Genomic DNA, 17,837 nt, shown 5'->3' with positions numbered 1-17,837 from the left:
CCAGCCATCAAAGCAGCGACTTTTTCCGGAGATGGATGTGCGGGTCAAGCCTGCGCGTGACGGCTAAACACGGCGGATCGAGCGCCTATATAGGGACAATGCGCCCGCAAGACATCCTGATGCCCGTCCCGGCCGGGCTTTGCTGCAAGCCCGGCGGCTTCCATATCGATCCTGTCCGGCCGGTCGAGCGTGCGTTGATCACCCACGGCCATTCCGACCATGCGCGCTCCGGCCATGGCGCCGTGCTTGCGACGCAAGAGACGCTCGACATGATGCGGCTGCGCCACGGCGACAATTTCGCTGGCTCGACCCAGGCGGTCAGCTATGGCGAGACCATCAAGCTCGGCGGTGTCACAGTCTCGTTCCATCCCGCAGGCCACGTGCTGGGCTCGGCGCAGATCGCGGTGACCTGCCAGGACACCCGCATCGTCGCCTCAGGCGACTACAAGGACGCGCGGGATCCGACCTGCGCGCCATTTGAGCTTGTGCCCTGCGACGTCTTCATCACCGAGGCGACGTTTGGGCTGCCGGTGTTCCGCCATGGCGACGCGGCCGACGAGGTGAAGAAGCTATTGGCCTCGGTGAAGCTGTTTCCGGAGCGCGCGCATCTGGTCGGCGCCTATTCGCTCGGCAAGGCGCAGCGCGTCATCGCATTGCTACGCGAAGCGGGCTACGACGCGCCGATTTATCTGCATGGGGCGATGGAGAAGATCACTTACTACTATCAGGAGCGCGGCATCCCGCTCGGTGAGCTCAGACCCGCGCGCGGCATGAAGAAAACCGATCTTGCCGGCACCATCACGCTGGCGCCGCCGAGCGCGACTTCCGATATCTGGACCCGGCGTTTCCCCGATCCGGTCACCGCCTTCGCCTCGGGCTGGATGCGCGTGCGCGCCCGTGCCCGGCAGGGCGGCGTCGAGCTGCCGCTGGTGATCTCGGATCATGCCGACTGGGACGGGCTGACGGCAACGATCGCCGCGACCGGCGCCGGCGAGATCTGGGTCACGCACGGCCAGGAGGACGCGCTGGTGCATTGGTGCAAGACCAGGGGACTTGCGGCACGGCCGCTCGATCTCGTCGGCTATGGCGACGAGGACGAAGGCGAGACGGCGGCGTTGACCGGCGAGGCCGGTGCATGAACCGCTTCGCTCAATTGCTCGACCGCCTCGCCTACGAGCCCGGCCGCAACAACAAGATCAAGCTGCTGGTCGCTTATTTTCAGGAGACAGAGGATCCCGACCGCGGCTACGCGCTGGCGGCGCTGACCGGCGCGCTGTCGTTCAAGCACGCCAAGCCGGGATTGATCCGCGACCTGATCACGGAGCGCGCCGATCCCGTGCTGTTCGGATACTCCTACGATTACGTCGGCGATCTCTCCGAGACGGTCGCGCTGATGTGGCCGAAGAGTTCCCCCTCTCCCGCTCATGGGGGAGGGCCGGGGTGGGGGTCTCTCCACGCAATGGACAAGCGGAGAGAGCCCCCACCCGGATCGCTCGACCGCGCTTACGCGCCGCCGAACGATCCGACCTCCCCCGCAAGCGGGAGAGGTGAAGAAAATCCGTTACACAGCTCCCTCCACAACAACCCGCCTCCTCCGACACTGACCGAAGTCGTCACCACGCTGCGCACGCTGGGCAAAACCGAACTGCCCGCGCAGCTCGCGCGCTGGCTGGATGAGCTCGATGAAACCGGGCGCTGGGCGCTATTAAAGCTCGTCACCGGCGCGATGCGGATCGGGATCTCGGCACGGCTGGCGAAGACCGCGGCGGCCGCGCTCGGGAATAAGGACCCGCACGAGATCGAGCTGATGTGGCCGGGTCTGTCGCCGCCCTATCTCGACCTGTTCGCCTGGCTGGAAGGCCGCGGCGACAAGCCGATCAATCGCGATCCTGCGCCATTCCGCCCGGTGATGCTGGCGCATGCGATCGAGGATGCGGATTTCGCCAATCTCGACGCCGCGGATTTCAGCGCGGAATGGAAGTGGGATGGCATCCGTGTGCAGGCGGTCTCCGGCCGCGACGACCGCGGCCACGTCCAGGCGCGGCTCTATTCGCGCACCGGCGAGGACATTACCGGCGGCTTCCCGGACCTCGTACCGTCGCTGCATCTGCCCGGCGCGATCGACGGCGAACTGCTGGTGCTGCGCGACGGGCGTGTGCGGACCTTCAACGTGCTGCAGCAGCGGCTCAACCGCAAAGTGGTCTCGCCAAAACTCATCAAGGAATTCCCGATCCATTTGCGCGCCTACGATCTGCTCGGCGACGACGAGAACGATCTGCGCGAGCTGCCTTTCGTCGAGCGCCGCGCGCATCTCGAGAGCTTCATCGCGAAGCTGAACGATCCGCGCATCGACCTGTCGCCGACGATTCCCTTCGCAAGCTGGACGGAGCTCGCAGCGGCGCGAGCCGATCCGCGCAGCGCCGGCGCGGGCGATGATGCCGACGCGGTCGAAGGCGTGATGCTGAAGCGGCGCGATGCACCTTATCTGCCCGGGCGGCCGAAGGGACCGTGGTGGAAGTGGAAGCGCGATCCGCACATCATCGACGCCGTGCTGATGTATGCGCAACGCGGCCACGGCAAGCGCTCGTCCTATTATTCCGACTACACGTTCGGCGTCTGGACTGATGGCAACGAGCTCGTGCCGGTCGGGAAGGCCTATTTCGGCTTCACCGACGAGGAGCTGCTGCAGATCGACCGCTTCGTCCGCCGCAACACGACGGAGAAATTCGGCCCTGTGCGTCATGTCGTGCACGAGCCCGACCAGGGCCTGGTGCTGGAAGTCGCCTTCGAGGGATTGCAGCGCTCGCCGCGTCACAAATCCGGCGTCGCGATGCGCTTTCCGCGCATCAATCGCCTGCGCTGGGACAAGAAGCCTGGCGAGGCCGACCGGCTGGAGACGCTTGAACGGCTGTTAATGAGCATGACGGGAAATTAAATCCCGCCGATGCATGGCAGCCATTGATTGCGGTTCCCGGGTTCCCCACGTGCCCGGCCGTGACATATAATGCGCGGCGATTCCGCAAGGAGACAGAGATGCCAAATGACGTCCGGGATTTGCCGGCCAGCCAGAATGACGGCCTGTACCGCTTCCTCGGCGGATCGCCGCTTTCGGTGGCGTTCCGGCTGATCCTGCTCTCGATCCTCGTCGGCGTCGTGCTTGCCGCGATCGGCTTCGATCCCTGGAATATCCTCTACAGCATTCGCAAGCTGTTTCAGAACATCTGGGATTTCGGCTTCGACGCGATTAACTGGGCCTGGCGCTACTTCCTGCTCGGTGCCGTGGTCGTGATTCCGGTCTGGTTGCTGTCGCGGCTGTTCGGCGCGCCGCGCGGCCGCTGATCCAGAGGAGCGCTGGCAGCCGATGCAACTGCGATTTGTCGGCTGCGGCGACGCGTTCGGCTCCGGTGGCCGCTTCAACACCTGCTTTCATCTCACTGGGGAGCGCGTCGATGTCCTGATCGATTGTGGCGCGTCCTCGCTTCCCGCGATGAAGCGCCTCGGGATCGACCGCGACGCGATCGACCTGATCCTGATCACGCATTTCCACGGCGACCATTTCGCCGGCCTGCCGTTCCTGCTGCTCGACGCGCAGTTCTCTCGGCGCACCCGGCCGCTCACCATCGCAGGACCGCAGGGCATCGCAACCAAGCTGCCGCAGGTTATGGAGGTGATGTTCGAGCATTCGTCGAAGACCAAGCAGCGCTACGATCTCTCGGTGGTCACGCTCGAACCTTTGCATACCAGCAGCTTCGGTGCTGTGACCGTGACGCCCTACCCGGTCGTGCACGGCGAATCCGGCGGGCCGTTTTTGGCCTATCGCATCGAAGCGGAAGGCCGCGTCATCACCTACAGCGCCGACACCGAATGGACCGACGCGCTGATCCCGGCCGCAACGAATGCCGATCTCTTCATCGCGGAAGCCTATACCTACGACAGGATGGTCAAGAACCATCTCAGCCTGAAAACGCTGGAAACCCATCTCCCCGCCATCAACGCGAAGCGCGTCGTACTCACCCATATGAGCGACGACATGCTCGGCCGTGTCGGTGACGTGCCCTATACCGCGGCCAGCGACGGCATGACGATCGAACTCTGATCATGCACGCGCCCATTCATCCCATGATCACGACGCAGCAGGTATTTGCCATCGCCGGCCCCGCGATGGTCGCCAACCTGACGACGCCGCTGATCGGCATCGTCTCGACCACGGCCATCGGCCGCCTCGACGACGCCGCGCTGCTCGGCGGCGTGGCGATGGCCTCGGTGATCTTCGACTGCCTGTTCTGGCTGTTCGCCTTCCTGCGCATGAGCACGCTGGCCTTCACGGCCCAGGCGCAAGGCGCCGGCGAGACGCAGGAGTTCGCCGCGATCCTGGTGCGCGGCTTCATCGTCGCCGGCCTGATCGGCACAGCCTTGATCGCGCTGCAGGTGCCGCTGGCCGCTGTCACGTTCAGCGTGATGGGCGGCAGCGAGGGCGTGACGCACGCGGCCAGAACCTATTTCATGATCCGGATCTGGTCGGCGCCGCTGGCGCTCGGCAATTACGTGATCCTCGGCTGGCTGGTCGGACAGGCCCGTCCCAATCTGGCGCTGATGCTGCAGATCGTGATCAACCTGATCAACATGGCGGCCACCGTGCTCCTGGTGCTGGTCTATGGCGCAGGCATCGCGGGTGCTGCAATCGCCGCCGTGCTGGCGGAGGCGACCGGCTTCGCACTCGGCATCATGGTGGCGTGGCATCTCGCCGGGGGCGGCTTCGCGGTGCCGCGCGCCCCCCTGTTCGATCGCGCCAAGCTGATGCGGACGCTGGCCGTCAACCGCGACATCATGATCCGCACGGCGGCGCTGATCATCGTGTTTCTGTTCTTCACGGCGAAAGGCGCGCGCGAAGGCGACGTGACGCTGGCGGCGAACTCCGTGTTGAACAACTTCCTGCTGGTCTCGGCCTTCTTCCTCGACGGCCTCGCCAACGCCGCCCAGCAGCTCTGCGGCCACGCCTTCGGCGCGCGCGACGCCAGAGGCTTTGCCGACTCGACCCGGCTGGTGCTGCTGTGGGGAATCGGCTTTGCGCTGGTCGTCTCGGCGCTGTTCGCGCTGTTCGGACCCGCCCTGATCGACCTGATGACGACCAGCGACGGTGTCCGCCGCAGCGCACGCGACTTCCTGCTGTTCGTGATCCTGGCGCCGCTGCCCGGTGTCTTCGCGTTCGGCTTCGACGGCATCTATGTCGGCGCGACCTGGGCGCGCGAGATGCGCAACCTGATGCTGCTGTCGCTTGCGATCTTCCTCGCCACCTGGTGGGCGTTCAGCGCGTTCGGCAACGCCGGACTTTGGACGGCGCTGCTCGGCTTCTACGTCGCGCGCGGCGGCCTGCAGGGCCTGCGCTATCCGGCGTTATTCCGGAAGTCGTTTAAGCCATCGTAGCTGCGTAGATGGGGTAACGGGCCGACGGATATAGCCGCCCGGTCACGACGGCGCGATGTGGAAGCGCGCTCGCGTGCGGCTTTTCGGGCAGGCGGTCGTCCCTCAAACTGATGGTGTTCAAACGGAGTCGGGCGAGCCCGCTCCAAGCATCATTAAGGGACGACCATGTACCACTATGCAGGAATCGACGTGTCTTTGGAAAGCTCGAGCGTTTGCGTTGTCGATGGCGCGGGCAAGATTTTGCGGGAGGCGAAGGTTGCCAGCGAGCCGGAAGCGCTGATCGCCTGGTTCCGATCGCTGGGCCAGGCGATGGAGCGGATCGGACTGGAGGCCGGTCCGTTGTCGCAATGGCTGTACGCGGCGCTGCGCGCGGCCGGGCTTGCCGTCGAGCTGCTGGAGACCCGGCACGTCCGCGATGCCTTCAAGGCGATGCCGGTGAAGTCGGACCGCAACGATGCCCGCGGCATCGCCCAACTGATGCGGCTCGGCTGGTTCCGGCCGGTCCACTGCAAGTCGATTGAAGCGCAGGAGACGCGGGCGGTTCTGACGGCCCGCAAGCTGCTGCAGTCGAAGCTGCGCGACATCGAGAACAGCGTACGTGGCGTGCTGCGGGGCTTTGGCCTGAAGGTCGGCAAGACCACCGAGCGCACGTTCGCCAACCGGATCCGGGAGCTCGTCGCCGGCCACCCCGGACTTGAGCTGGTGGCGCAGGCCCTGCTCGAAGCCCATGCCGTGTTGCTGCGCGAGTTCAATGGCCTGGACAGACACACCCAGAGGCTCGCCAGATCGCATCCCCCGGCCAGGCTTCTGATGACAACGCCGGCCGTCGGCCCGATCGTGGCGCTCACCTATGCCGCCGCGATCGACGATCCGAACAGGTTCCGTTCCTCGAAGGCGACCGGTGCGCATTTTGGGCTCACCCCGAAGAAGTATCAGTCGGGGCAAACCGACTACACTGGCCGCATCAGCAAGATCGGCGACGCGTCGGTGCGGGAGGCGCTGTACCAGGCCGCCCACGTCATGCTGACCAAGCCGGTCAGGAACTGCTCGGCGCTGAAGAGCTGGGCCATGCGGCTTGCCAAACGTGCGGGCATGCGCAAGGCCAAGGTGGCGCTGGCGCGCAAGCTCGCAGTCATCCTGCATCGGATGCTGGCTGATGCGAAACCCTTCAATCCGATGGCCCACGCAACCTAACCAAGGAGCCTCAACCGATCTGGGCAGGCCACGACACCAGGCCTTCCCCGAGCGAAGTCCCTTTGCCGGGACGACGGATCCGGTCAGGCCGCCATCCGGGAAGTCGGTTCACAACCACGCTTCCGTAGATTGGCCGGCCGGCTCCTCAATGCACCCCATCAGGCGACGGCCACCGCGCCGATCCCGTACAGAAGCAAGTGCCCGGCAAGCGGACCACGCAAAAAGGGATTGACTAACCAAGGCCCGTTACAGAAGCCCGGATGGAGCGCAGCGCAATCCGGGGCCGCTGCACATGAAAATGCGTGAACCCGGATTTCGCTTCGCTCCATCCGGGCTACAGGCGCCTACCTGACCGGCCAGTCATCGGCCGTGATCGTCGCGGCATCGGCGCCGACGATTTCGGACAGCGAGTCGCGCCCGGTGCGCAGCAAGGTCGAGGACAGGTCGCGCTTGATATCATCGACCAACCCGAGGCCTTTATAGACCAGCGATGAATAGAGCTGGATCAGGCTGGCGCCGGCGCGGATCTTCGTCAGCGCCGCGCCGCCCGAGTCGATGCCTCCGACGCCGATCAGCGGAAATGCGCCTTCGACACGCACATAGGTTTCGGCCACCATCCGCGTCGAGAGCCGGAATAGCGGACGGCCCGACAGGCCGCCCTGCTCCTTCGCCCGGCCCTCCTCGCGCAAGCTTGAGGGACGCGCCAGCGTGGTGTTGGAGACGATCATGCCGTCGACCCGGCGCGAGCGCGCGATGTGCACGACGTCGTCGAGCTCGGCAAGGCTGAGGTCCGGCGCGATCTTCAGCAGAACAGGTGAATCGCCGGCGTTTTTACGCACCCGCTCGCGGGTGTCGATGACGCGTGACAGCAGGTCGTCGAGCATGGCCGATTGCTGCAGGTTGCGCAGGCCGGGCGTATTTGGCGAGGAGACGTTGACGGTGAAATAGCTCGCAACCGGCGCAAAGGTCTCGATCAGCTTCACGTAATCGGCGATGCGGTCGGGCGAATCCTTGTTGGCCCCGACATTGACGCCGACGATGCCGCCGAGGCTGGCGCGCGAGGCGAGCCGGCGCAGCACGGCCTCCGCGCCGTCATTGTTGAAGCCCATGCGGTTGATCACGGCCTCGTCGCGCTCGAGCCGGAACAGCCGCGGCCGCGGGTTGCCGGCCTGCGGCTTCGGCGTCACCGAGCCGATCTCGACAAAGCCGAAGCCGAGCCGCAGCAATGCGTCGGGTGCTTCCGCGCTCTTGTCGAAGCCCGCCGCCATCCCGATCGGGTTCGGGAAGTTGAGCCCGAAGGCGCGCACCGCGAGCTTTGGATCATCCGGCCGCTGCCTGATCGGCGGCAAGAGCTTCAAACCCTGGATTGCCATGCGATGGGCATCTTCGGGATCGAACCAACGGAGCAGCGGCAGTGAGAAGGCGTCGAAGGCGCGGATCACGGCTTGAGCTCCGGAACGTCGTGACCGCCATCGGACCGCGCGCGCAGGTCGAGGATTTCGACGACCGCGCCGAGGTCGAGCTCGCCATAGAGATGCGGGAACAGCTCATCGTTGCGCGACGGCTCCCAGCGCAGGGCGTCGCCCAGCGCGTCCGCGTCGACCGCGACCAGGAACAAGCCGGTCTGCCCGAAGAAATGCTTGCGCGCGGTCTCGGCGACCTGGGACGCGGTGGAAAAATGAATGAAGCCGTCGCGTTTGTCGTCCGCACTGCCCCGGTACACGCCCTGCCGCTCGGCCTCGCGCCAGGCCGAGGCAGGGGTGATTTTGTAGATCATAGGCACGTGCCGGCCTTCCCTTTTATCCTTGAGTCTCTTGGGGTTTTGTCCGGATTGGGGCGATGGCCCCAGACGCCACCGGGCGAGCCAGCGACCGTATCGGCGGCGGCGACGCAACTCAAGCGGCGCGGTGCAACACCCGGAGCAGAATTGCAGACGCCGCCCATTTTGGGGTAATAATTCCTAGGTCTCCACACGGGATCCTCTCGATGGCCAAACAGCCGAAAGCTGCTCGACCGCTGACCCACAGCCAGGTCTGGGCCGCCCTCGACCGGCTCGCCGAACGCGCTGGCTTGTCGCCCTCAGGCCTCGCCAAGCGCTCCGGCCTCGACCCGACCACCTTCAACAGGTCCAAGCGCATCACCGGTGATGGCCGTGAGCGCTGGCCATCCACCGAATCGGTGTCGAAGGCGCTGGCCGCGACCAATTCCAGCATGGAAACCTTCGTCCAGCTGCTCGGCGACGGCGGACGCGGCGGTCAGTCGGTGCCGCTGATCGGCTTCGCCCAGGCCGGCGCCGGCGGCTATTTCGACGACAGCGGCTTTCCCTCCGGCAAGGGCTGGGACGAGGTGGCGCTGCCCGCGACCAACGACGAGCATGCCTATGCGCTGGAGATCGAGGGCGACTCGATGAAGCCCGCCTATCGCGAGGGCGACATCATCGTGGTCTCGCCGGGCACCCCGATCCGCCGCGGCGACCGCGTCGTCGTGCGCACGACAGGCGGCGAGGTGATGGTGAAGGAGCTGAGGCGGCGCACCGCCAAGGTGCTGGAGCTCGCCTCCCTCAATCCGGCGTATCCCGACCGCACGCTCGATGCCGATGAGGTCGAGTGGATCGCGCGCATCGTGTGGGCGAGCCAGTAGCTGGCATCGCAAGACGCCACTTGCGCCGGCGTCGTCCCGGGCAAGCCAACGGGTCGCGCGAATGCGCGTCCGATGCTGCGGTGCGCCTCGCAGCCTGCCTTTATGTCGCGTAATCCGGCTCCCTGCGGTCCAGCATCCGCTTCAGCGCGTCGAAATGCCGCTGCGACGGGCTCGGGCCCTTGTAGAGGTGATCGTCGCGGAAATCGCGCTTGGTCTTCTCAACCACCTGCTGCGGCAATTGCTTCAGCGGCTGATGGGTCCACATCGCGTAGATCTGCACCTGTGCAGCGCGCTCGATGTAGTAGAGCCGGTCATAGGCATCGGCGATGGTTTCGCCGACAGTCGAGATGCCGTGATTGGCCATGAACAGAATGGTCTTGTTGCCGATCACCTTGGCGAGCCGCGCCCCTTCAGCCGGATCGAGCGCAGGACCGGTGTAAAGATCGTCATAGGCGATGGCTTCCGACAGCCCGACCTCGGTCTGCCCGATCTCCTTGATGCGCGGATCTTCAAGCCGCGTCAGCGCGCTGGCGAACGGCATGTGGGTGTGGAACACCGCCTTCGCTTGCGGCAGCGCCTTGTGGATCGGCGCATGGATGCAATAGCAGGAGCGCTCGACCTCGCCCTCGCCGCGCTTCACCTCGGCGTCGTCGATGCCGACCTCCATGAAGGACGACGCGGTCACTTCCGACCAGTGCATGCCGAACGGGATCTGGTAGTAGCGATCGGTGCGGCCGGGCACCACGAAGGTGAGGTGGTTGAAGATGCCTTCCGAGAAACCGTGGATGTAGGCGAGCCGATGCGCCGCCGCGAGATCGACCCGCGCCTGCCATTCCTCGGCGCTTGAGCTGTCCTGCAGCGATGTCGGCGAAACCCTGAACTGCATGCGCGTACTCCCATCTATGCCGGCCCCTCGGCGGAGGCCGTGTTGATTTTGTGCGCAGCATTGTAACGCAATCCGGCCGCTAGCTCCGGTGAAATTGCCGATGGCCTGCCATCCGGATTTTGCGGGCCCACCACGGTTATGGGATGATGCACTGCGAAGATGGCCGCTTTGGCGGTCCGATATAAAGGAACACTCAGCCAAACACTGGTGACGAGATCAGCTATCCCGACGTCGACATGCACGCCGCGCTCGGAGCCGACGGCGTGTACAAGTTCACGACGAAGAGGGGCGAGCCGCTGTAGGCTTCGCACCGCCGTAGCCCGGATGGAGCCAACGGGCCGCGCGAATGCGCGCCCGATGGCTCCGCGCAATCCGGGACAACTGAGACCGCTTGCAAGATTCCCGGATTGCGCTGCAGCCGGTCCCGGCTAGCCTCGCCCCGCTTGCGGGGAGGCTGGAGCGCATACAGCGGAGCGGAATGCGATCCGGGTGAGGGGGGCTTCCGCACGTCTGTCTCTCATCGTCTTTGCGAAAAGAGCTCCTCACCCCAACCCTCTAAGAGCGAGCTTCGCTCGTCTCGACCCCGCAAGAGCGGGACGAGGGAGAACTGCGCCCAGCGCGAAAACTACGACGACCGCGCCAGCGCGCCGTCGATCATGTTGACCGCGTTCGTCACGCCATACACCGCCACGAAGGAGCCGAAGCGCGGGCCCTTCTCCTGGCCGAGCAGGACCTGGTAGAGCATGTTGAACCAGTCGAGCGAGACGCCGGGGCGGCCGTCCTTGCCCTTCTTGTTCAGGTCGAGGAACGGCTCGCGGCGGCCGATCTCGTAGACCACGTTCTGGATGTCCTCCGCGGTCGCGTCCGGAGCCATATTGGCGAGCGCATCGCGCAAATCCTGCAACGCGGCGCGTTCACTCTCGGTGGGCTCACGGAACTGCTTGGTCGGTGCCACGAAGTCGCGATAGTAGTTGATGGCATAGCCGACCATCGCATCGAGCTTCGGGTGGCTCTGCGGCGTCACGCCCGGCCGGTAGCGGCCGATGAAGCCCCACAACGTCTCGGCGTTTTCCGCATTCGACGACGACACCAGCGTCAGCAGGAGCTGGAAGGTGACGGGCATGTCGGCCTGCGGCGGCTTCCCCGCGTGAATGTGCCAGACCGGGTTCTGCAGCTGCTGACGCGCTTGCTGCCTGGGGAAGCCGTCGAGGAACTGCTGGTAGTCATCGACGTTGCGCGGAATGACGTCGAAGAACAGCCGCTTCGCGGCCTTCGGCTCGCGATACATGAACAGCGACAGCGATTCCGGCGAGGCATAGCGCAGCCACTCGTCGATGGTCAGCCCGTTGCCCTTCGACTTCGATATCTTCTGGCCGTTCTCGTCGAGGAACAGCTCGTAGTTGAAGCCCTCGGGCGGCGTGCCGCCGAGCGCTGCGCAGATCTTGCCCGACAGCTTGACCGAGTCGATCAAATCCTTGCCGGCCATTTCATAGTCGACGCCGAGCGCGTACCAGCGCATCGCCCAATCCGGCTTCCACTGCAGCTTGCAGCGACCGCCGGTGACGGGGACGGTGACGCTTTCCTTGGTCTCGGGATCTTCGTAGGAAATCGTGCCGGCCTTGGCGTCATGCGCCGTCACCGGCACGTAGAGCACATGGCCCGTGCGCGGACAGATCGGCAGGAACGGCGAATAGCTCGCCGCGCGCTCCTCACGCAACGACGGCAGCATGATCGCCATCACCTTCTCGATCCGCTCCAGCATGCGCAGCAGCGCGGCGTCGAACCGGCCGGAGGTGTAATACTCGGTCGAGCTGGCGAATTCGTAATCGAAGCCGAACTGATCGAGGAATGCGCGCAGCCGCGCGTTGTTGTGCTGGCCGAAGCTCGGATGGGTACCGAACGGATCCGGCACCTTGGTGAGCGGCTTGCCGAGATGCTTCTCCAGTAGCTCCTTGTTTGGCACGTTGTCGGGCACCTTGCGCAGGCCGTCCATGTCGTCGGAGAAGGCGAGCAGGCGCGTCTTGATCTTGTCCTCGGTGAGCACGCGGAAGGCGTGGCGCACCATCGAGGTGCGTGCGACCTCGCCGAAGGTGCCGATGTGCGGCAGGCCCGACGGGCCGTAGCCGGTCTCGAACAGCACCTCGTCCTTCGGATTTTTCTTCAGCCGCGCCACGATCGCTTTCGCCTGCTCGAACGGCCAGGCGTTGGATTGTTCGGCGAGCGCACGCAGGTCGCTCGGGCTGGCGGCAAGATCAATCACGGACATTCTTCAGGCTCTCTCCAAAAAAGGCCGCAAAACTAACGCTTTCGCGGCAAAATGCAAAATGCGCCGGTGCTGGCGCCTACTCCCTCGCCCCGCTCTTGCGGGAGAGCGTTGGCGAGGGGCTCGATCCGCATCGGCTGCAGAAGACGGAATCGCGGATGGTCCCCCTCACCCGAAATTCAAGCTGCGCTTGAATTCCGACCTCTCCCGCAAGCGGGGCGAGGTGAAGACCTCTGCGTCAGAACGGACTGACCGAGAAATAGCGCAGCCATAGATCGGTGAAGCGGCCTTTCTCCCAGATCCGGAACAGCGCCCAGTTCAGCGACTGCCGGAGCAGGTCATTGCCCTTGCGCACGGCAATGCCGATGCCTTCGCCGAAATAGCGGCTCTCGACGAAGGGACCGCCGGAGAAGGCGCAGCATTCCGCTGAATCGGTGCCGTTGATCCAGAACGCCAGCGAGATCGCGTCGCCGAAGATGAAGTCGACCTCGCCGCGGCGCAGCGCCGCACGCAGCGCGTCGTCATTGAGATAGGAATGGATCTCGGCGTCGGTGAACATCGCCTTGAGATAGGCCTCGTGCGAGGTCCCGGCGATGACGCCGACCTTCTTGCCCTCGAGATATTCGGGACGGATTTCCGGCATCACGTTATCGCGGCGCGATACGAAACGCGCCGGTGCGCGGTAATAGGGATCGGTGAAATCGACCTTGGTGCGGAGTTGTGGCGTCACCGCCATCGACGCGATGATGGCGTCGCCGCGGTTGGTCGCGAGCGCATCGATCAGGGTCTCGAACCGGCGCATCTGGATGGTGCAGGTGACCTTGATCTCGTCGCAGAGCGAGCGCGCCAGGTCGACGTTGAAGCCGGCCGGATTGCCGTCGGGGCCGGTGAAGTTGAACGGCGGGTAGTCGGTCTCGGTCAGGAAGCGGATCACGGTGAGGCGCGACAGGTCCGGCCGGTCCGGCCGCCGCCGCGGGTCCCAGAATCCTGGCACCGCCTGCGGCGCGGCCTTCGGCGTCGGGGTCTGCGCCGTTGGTGCCGGGGCGGCAGGCGCGGGGGCCGCCGGCGCCGGAGCCGGCTTTGCGGATGGGGTCTGCGCGGGCGCCGTTTGCGCCGGCGGCGTCTGAGCAGTCACTGGTCCGGCCACCCCCAGCAGCGCAGCCGCGACCACCCACCCGGCCAGCCGGACGGCGGAGCGCGACGAGACGGCAACGGACTGGACAGACTGATCGGGCATAACAGGCAATTTAAAAGAAATTGGATGGGCTTATAGACCATCCGGCGCCCGAAGCGAGCGCCGATTGGGTTAATTCTGAACCGGAATTACGGCATGACGCGAAAAGCGAAGGCCGGCTTCTCGCACGGGTCGTGCCCAGCGAGGGGCTTAGAGATACCGTTTCAGATCGGCCGCCGCTTCGTCGGGCGTCCGTTTCAGGTTGAACGGCGAGACGAAATTGCCGTCGCGATCCATCAGATAGATCAGCGCGGTGTGATCCATCGTGTAGTCGCCATCCTTGAGTGGCACCTTCTTGGCGTAGACGCGATATTCCGACAGCACCTTGGCAATCGCCGCGGGATCGCCGGTGAGACCCTTCAGGTGCGGATCGAAGCTCGAGAGGTAATCCTTCATCGCGGCAGCGGTGTCGCGCTCGGGATCGACCGAGACGAAATAAGCATTCACGCGGTCGGCATCCTTGCCCATCGCCTTCAGCACCTCCGACATCTCGAATAGCGACGTCGGGCAGACGTCAGGGCAATGGGTGAAGCCGAAGAAAATCAGCGTCGGCTTGCCCTTGAGGTCCTTGTCGGTGACGGTCCGGCCGGACTGGTCAGTGAGCTGGAACGGGCCGCCGATCGCGGTCGGCGCGGCGACGGTGCGCAAGCCGCCGACCGCCCACAGCATGAGCGCAAGGCCGACAGCCAGGCTGGCGGCGAAGGCGGCAAAGATCACCAGCGGGCGGGTGGTCCTAGGCATGATGGCGATACGTCCCCTATCAGAAGCAGGCGGAGATGCCGGCGGTGATCATTTCGAAGAACACCGCAGTCCCGTAATGGAACCAGAGCACGGCAGCAGCAAGCAGGGCCAATCCGCCGACACTGGCCGCGCCCCAGAGGATCATGGACGCCACCCGGCCCTGCGTCGGGGCGGCGATATCACGGGGCTGGGCGAAGATCGGCTGAACCATGTATTTCAGATAAGCCGGGCTCCGCCGGCCGGCAAGCACGATGGCTGCAGGCGTGATCACGTCATGCGGAGGCTTCGCCCGCCGAGGGAACGACCCGGCTCTCTCAGCCCATCATCCCAGTCCACCTCGTGGCGGTGACGGGACGAGGACCAACCAAACCGCCGACGGACTCAGTGCGAGAACGGCCTGCCCGCCGACGCCTGGGCGTCGAGATAGCAGGGCTTGTAGAGCGCCTGCAGCTGCTTGCCGCGCAGGAAGATCATGCGCGGCGTCAGGCCGCCGCGCGCCGCGATCCATTTGCGCACCGCGGGCGGGTACATTGAATACAGCATATGGGTTGCTTCGGGATTGGTGACGGCGCGGCCGTTGGCGCCGAAATCCCAGGCGGCATGAAAGCCGAGGCTTGCGTGCGAGGTGACACAAATGCGGTCGTGAGGAACAGCGCCGAGCACGATGGTGCAGGCCGAAGCGCAAAGCCCGTCGATGATCACGGTCTCGCCCGATGAGCGCAGGTTTTGATATCTGTCGACGTAGGTTCCGATCCGTCCGCCACGATCATCGGCGATCCTGACCGCCGCGTGCGACGCCCCCATCCCCGCCAGCAGCAGAACCGCAGCGAGCAACCCCCTCATCAACTTCATTGGCCAGCCCCAGTCGAAACCGAATCTGTTTGTCTTTGTGATGCAAGATGGGCGTGAGCGTGTTGCGAGATCGAATTTTTGTCCAGACGAGCGCGGCACCTCAAATCAAATTCAAATTGGGTGTTGCGCGCACGCTGCAGTCGAAGACTGCAAGGTCCCAAACTGGAACAACTTGCCGCAACCGCTTGGTGCCTCGCCGCCACCGGCAAGGGCCGTTTGACGTTGACCGCGCGCAATGAGGCGGTCTTGAATCACGGCAGGGCTGGGGGAGGGCTGAAATGGCTGACGATTCAGATGTGATCGTGGTTGGCGCGGGGCTCGCCGGCCTCGTCGCCGCAACCGAGATCGCCGATGCGGGCAAGCGCGTGATCGTGCTCGATCAGGAAGGGGAACAAAGCCTCGGCGGACAGGCGTTCTGGTCGTTCGGCGGATTGTTCATGGTCGATTCGCCGGAGCAACGGCGGCTCGGCATCAAGGATTCCCTCGACCTTGCGCTACAGGACTGGTTGGGCACCGCAGGCTTCGATCGTGACGAAGATCACTGGCCGCGCAAATGGGCCGAGGCCTATGTCGCCTTCGCCGCGGGCGAGAAGCGCGACTGGTTGCGCGCGATGGGCCATCGCATCTTCCCGATCGTCGGCTGGGCCGAGCGCGGCGGCTATGACGCGATGGGCCACGGCAACTCGGTTCCGCGATTTCACGTCACCTGGGGCACCGGCCCTGGCATCGTCGAGCCGTTCGAGCGGCGAGCACGCGAGGCGGCGAAGAACGGACGGCTGATTTTCAGGTTCCGCCACCGTGTCGATGCGCTAAGCGTCACCAATGGCGCCATCGATGGCGTCAGAGGCGCGATCCTGGAACCGACCACTGTCGAACGCGGCAGGAGTTCCTCGCGGACGGTGATCGGCGAGTTCTCGCTTCGCGCACAGGCCGTGATCGTCGCCTCCGGGGGCATCGGCGGCAATCATGATCTGGTGCGGCAGAACTGGCCGAAGCGGCTCGGCGTCCCGCCGAGGTTCATGATCTCCGGCGTGCCTGATCATGTCGACGGCCGCATGATCGGCATCACGGAAGCCGCCGGTGGACGGGTGATCAACCGCGACCGGATGTGGCACTATGTCGAGGGCATCCAGAACTGGAACCCGATCTGGCCGCGCCACGGCATCCGTATTCTGCCGGGGCCGTCATCGCTGTGGTTCGACGCCACAGGCAAGCGGCTGCCGGCGCCGCTGTTCCCGGGCTCCGACACGCTTGGGCAACTGCACTACATCATGAGCACGGGCCACGACTATTCGTGGTTCATCCTGACCCAGAGCATCATCAAGAAGGAGTTCGCGCTCTCCGGCTCGGAGCAGAACCCCGATCTGACGGGCAAGAGCTGGCGCATGACGATCAAGCGCGCCACCAACAAGGGCGCGCCGGCGCCGGTGGAAGCGTTCAAGCAGCACGGCGTCGACTTCATCGTGCGTGACAACCTCGCCGACCTCGTCGGCGCCATGAACGCGCTCGCCGGCAACGACCTGTTGAAGCTCGCCCCCATCAAGGCCCAGATCGAGGCGCGCGACCGCGAGATCGCCAATCCCTTCGTGAAGGACGCGCAGGTGATGAACCTGCACAATGCGCGCCGCTATATCGGCGACAAATTGATCCGCACCGCGAGGCCGCACCGCATCCTCGATCCCGAACACGGCCCGCTGATCGCGGTGAAGCTCAACATCCTGACCCGCAAGACGCTCGGCGGCTTCGAGACCGATCTCGACTCGCGCGTGTTCGGGCATGACCACCAGATCATCCGCGGGCTCTATGCGGCGGGCGAGGCCGCCGGCTTCGGCGGCGGCGGCATGCACGGCTATCGCTCGCTGGAAGGCACCTTCCTCGGCGGCTGCCTGTTCTCGGGCCGCAATGCGGGCCGCGCGGCAGCAAGGGCCGTTGGGTGAATGGTGGAGACGCGCGGCCCCGACGGCGTCGGACGATCCGACCCTTCTTCAGGCGATTTCCGTGAAGCGGCTTGCAAATCGCGCAGTGGCGGCGGACGCGCCGGCGCGCTAGAGGTTCGGTTCTGAGCAAATCAGAACCCAACCTCTAGCCTTCCTGTCTTGACGCGTTTTCTTCACGCGAACCGGTAGCCGCGTCGCCTGAAAACGCTATAGAAAACTGCCGCCATTCAAGTGGAGACCCAAATGAGCATTCAGCGTTTCGAAACCGGCCCGCGCATGAGCCAGGCCGTCGTGCACGGCAACACCGTCTATCTCGCCGGCGTCGTGGCCGGCAAGGCCGCCGGCGGCAGCGTCACCGACCAGACCAAGGATATCCTTTCGATCATCGACGGTCATCTGGCGAAGGCCGGCGCCGACAAGTCGAAGCTCCTCAGCGCGACGATCTACATCACCGACATGAATACGTTCCCCGAGATGAACGCGGTGTGGGACACCTGGGTCTCGCCGGGCAACACGCCGGCCCGCGCCACCGTCGAGGCCAAGCTCGCGGCCCCGCAATACAATGTCGAGATCATGGTGGTCGCCGCGAAGTAGACGCGACACGTTAACCGCGACAGATGTCTGATGCCCCGGATTGCAAAACCGCAGTTCGGGGCATTTTCATTT

The 17,837-nt window shown here is 65.0% G+C and carries 17 protein-coding genes; 9 read left to right on the top strand and 8 right to left on the bottom strand.

What is annotated here, in order from left to right; genetic code table 11:
• The first annotated feature begins 98 nt into the window (after positions 1–98).
• The 6 genes from MTX19_RS05875 to MTX19_RS05850 all read left to right on the top strand — a co-directional run bounded on the left by MTX19_RS05875 (position 99) and on the right by MTX19_RS05850 (position 6,618).
• Positions 99–1,139: a ligase-associated DNA damage response exonuclease gene (locus tag MTX19_RS05875; protein ID WP_280982818.1), complete on the top strand. Its 1,041-nt coding sequence runs from the start codon at positions 99–101 to the stop codon at positions 1,137–1,139.
• Positions 1,136–2,935 carry a cisplatin damage response ATP-dependent DNA ligase gene (locus MTX19_RS05870; RefSeq protein ID WP_280982817.1) on the top strand — a complete coding sequence of 600 codons (1,800 nt, stop codon included), beginning with the start codon at positions 1,136–1,138 and terminating at the stop codon, positions 2,933–2,935. The genes MTX19_RS05875 and MTX19_RS05870 overlap by 4 nt, the downstream gene beginning before the upstream one ends.
• Positions 2,936–3,033: 98 nt before the next feature.
• Positions 3,034–3,339 (top strand): DUF6460 domain-containing protein, encoded by a 306-nt coding sequence (locus tag MTX19_RS05865; protein ID WP_280974017.1) that lies wholly within the window; start codon positions 3,034–3,036, stop codon positions 3,337–3,339.
• 22 nt (positions 3,340–3,361) lie between these two features.
• Positions 3,362–4,096 carry an MBL fold metallo-hydrolase gene (locus MTX19_RS05860; protein WP_280982816.1) on the top strand — a complete coding sequence of 245 codons (735 nt, stop codon included), beginning with the start codon at positions 3,362–3,364 and terminating at the stop codon, positions 4,094–4,096.
• Between the two features lie 2 nt (positions 4,097–4,098).
• Positions 4,099–5,424, top strand: a complete 1,326-nt coding sequence (locus MTX19_RS05855; protein ID WP_280982815.1) for an MATE family efflux transporter — start codon at positions 4,099–4,101, stop codon at positions 5,422–5,424.
• 165 nt (positions 5,425–5,589) lie between these two features.
• The gene (locus MTX19_RS05850) at positions 5,590–6,618 is read left to right on the top strand and encodes an IS110 family transposase (RefSeq protein WP_280982097.1); all 1,029 of its coding nucleotides are present in this window, start codon (positions 5,590–5,592) and stop codon (positions 6,616–6,618) included.
• Positions 6,619–6,962: 344 nt separating this feature from the next.
• On the opposite strand, the gene MTX19_RS05845 is transcribed toward MTX19_RS05850, so the two are convergent.
• Both MTX19_RS05845 and MTX19_RS05840 read right to left on the bottom strand, forming a co-directional pair.
• Positions 6,963–8,060, bottom strand: a complete 1,098-nt coding sequence (locus tag MTX19_RS05845; protein ID WP_280982813.1) for a quinone-dependent dihydroorotate dehydrogenase — start codon at positions 8,058–8,060, stop codon at positions 6,963–6,965.
• Positions 8,057–8,401 carry a DUF952 domain-containing protein gene (locus tag MTX19_RS05840; protein ID WP_280982812.1) on the bottom strand — a complete coding sequence of 115 codons (345 nt, stop codon included), beginning with the start codon at positions 8,399–8,401 and terminating at the stop codon, positions 8,057–8,059. The genes MTX19_RS05845 and MTX19_RS05840 overlap by 4 nt, the downstream gene beginning before the upstream one ends.
• A 203-nt stretch (positions 8,402–8,604) precedes the next feature.
• Between MTX19_RS05840 and MTX19_RS05835 the strand changes: the two genes are divergently transcribed.
• On the top strand, positions 8,605–9,258 hold the full coding sequence (locus MTX19_RS05835; RefSeq protein WP_280982811.1) for a helix-turn-helix transcriptional regulator: 654 nt from the start codon (positions 8,605–8,607) through the stop codon (positions 9,256–9,258).
• Positions 9,259–9,358: 100 nt separating this feature from the next.
• On the opposite strand, the gene MTX19_RS05830 is transcribed toward MTX19_RS05835, so the two are convergent.
• From MTX19_RS05830 to MTX19_RS05805, 6 genes are all read right to left on the bottom strand, one after another.
• Positions 9,359–10,144, bottom strand: coding sequence for a class II aldolase/adducin family protein (locus tag MTX19_RS05830; RefSeq protein ID WP_280982810.1), 786 nt, complete (start codon positions 10,142–10,144; stop codon positions 9,359–9,361).
• A 625-nt stretch (positions 10,145–10,769) separates the two neighbouring features.
• Positions 10,770–12,410: a lysine--tRNA ligase gene (locus MTX19_RS05825; RefSeq protein WP_280982809.1), complete on the bottom strand. Its 1,641-nt coding sequence runs from the start codon at positions 12,408–12,410 to the stop codon at positions 10,770–10,772.
• A gap of 235 nt (positions 12,411–12,645) precedes the next feature.
• Positions 12,646–13,644, bottom strand: coding sequence for a transporter substrate-binding domain-containing protein (locus tag MTX19_RS05820; RefSeq protein ID WP_280982808.1), 999 nt, complete (start codon positions 13,642–13,644; stop codon positions 12,646–12,648).
• Between the two features lie 147 nt (positions 13,645–13,791).
• Positions 13,792–14,382 (bottom strand): SCO family protein, encoded by a 591-nt coding sequence (locus tag MTX19_RS05815; protein WP_280974026.1) that lies wholly within the window; start codon positions 14,380–14,382, stop codon positions 13,792–13,794.
• A 19-nt stretch (positions 14,383–14,401) separates the two neighbouring features.
• On the bottom strand, positions 14,402–14,653 hold the full coding sequence (locus tag MTX19_RS05810) for a hypothetical protein (protein WP_280982807.1): 252 nt from the start codon (positions 14,651–14,653) through the stop codon (positions 14,402–14,404).
• Positions 14,654–14,763: 110 nt separating this feature from the next.
• Positions 14,764–15,234, bottom strand: a complete 471-nt coding sequence (locus MTX19_RS05805) for a hypothetical protein (RefSeq protein WP_280982806.1) — start codon at positions 15,232–15,234, stop codon at positions 14,764–14,766.
• 278 nt (positions 15,235–15,512) lie between these two features.
• On the opposite strand from MTX19_RS05805, the gene MTX19_RS05800 reads away from it, so the two are divergent.
• The gene (locus tag MTX19_RS05800; protein ID WP_280982805.1) at positions 15,513–17,171 is read left to right on the top strand and encodes an FAD-binding dehydrogenase; all 1,659 of its coding nucleotides are present in this window, start codon (positions 15,513–15,515) and stop codon (positions 17,169–17,171) included.
• Between the two features lie 243 nt (positions 17,172–17,414).
• The gene (locus MTX19_RS05795) at positions 17,415–17,765 is read left to right on the top strand and encodes a RidA family protein (protein WP_280982804.1); all 351 of its coding nucleotides are present in this window, start codon (positions 17,415–17,417) and stop codon (positions 17,763–17,765) included.
• The last annotated feature ends 72 nt before the right edge of the window (positions 17,766–17,837 follow it).

Origin of the sequence: Bradyrhizobium sp. ISRA464, assembly GCF_029910095.1 — a bacterium.
GTDB lineage: Bacteria > Pseudomonadota > Alphaproteobacteria > Rhizobiales > Xanthobacteraceae > Bradyrhizobium.
This window is presented reverse-complemented; position numbering and strand designations above follow the sequence as displayed.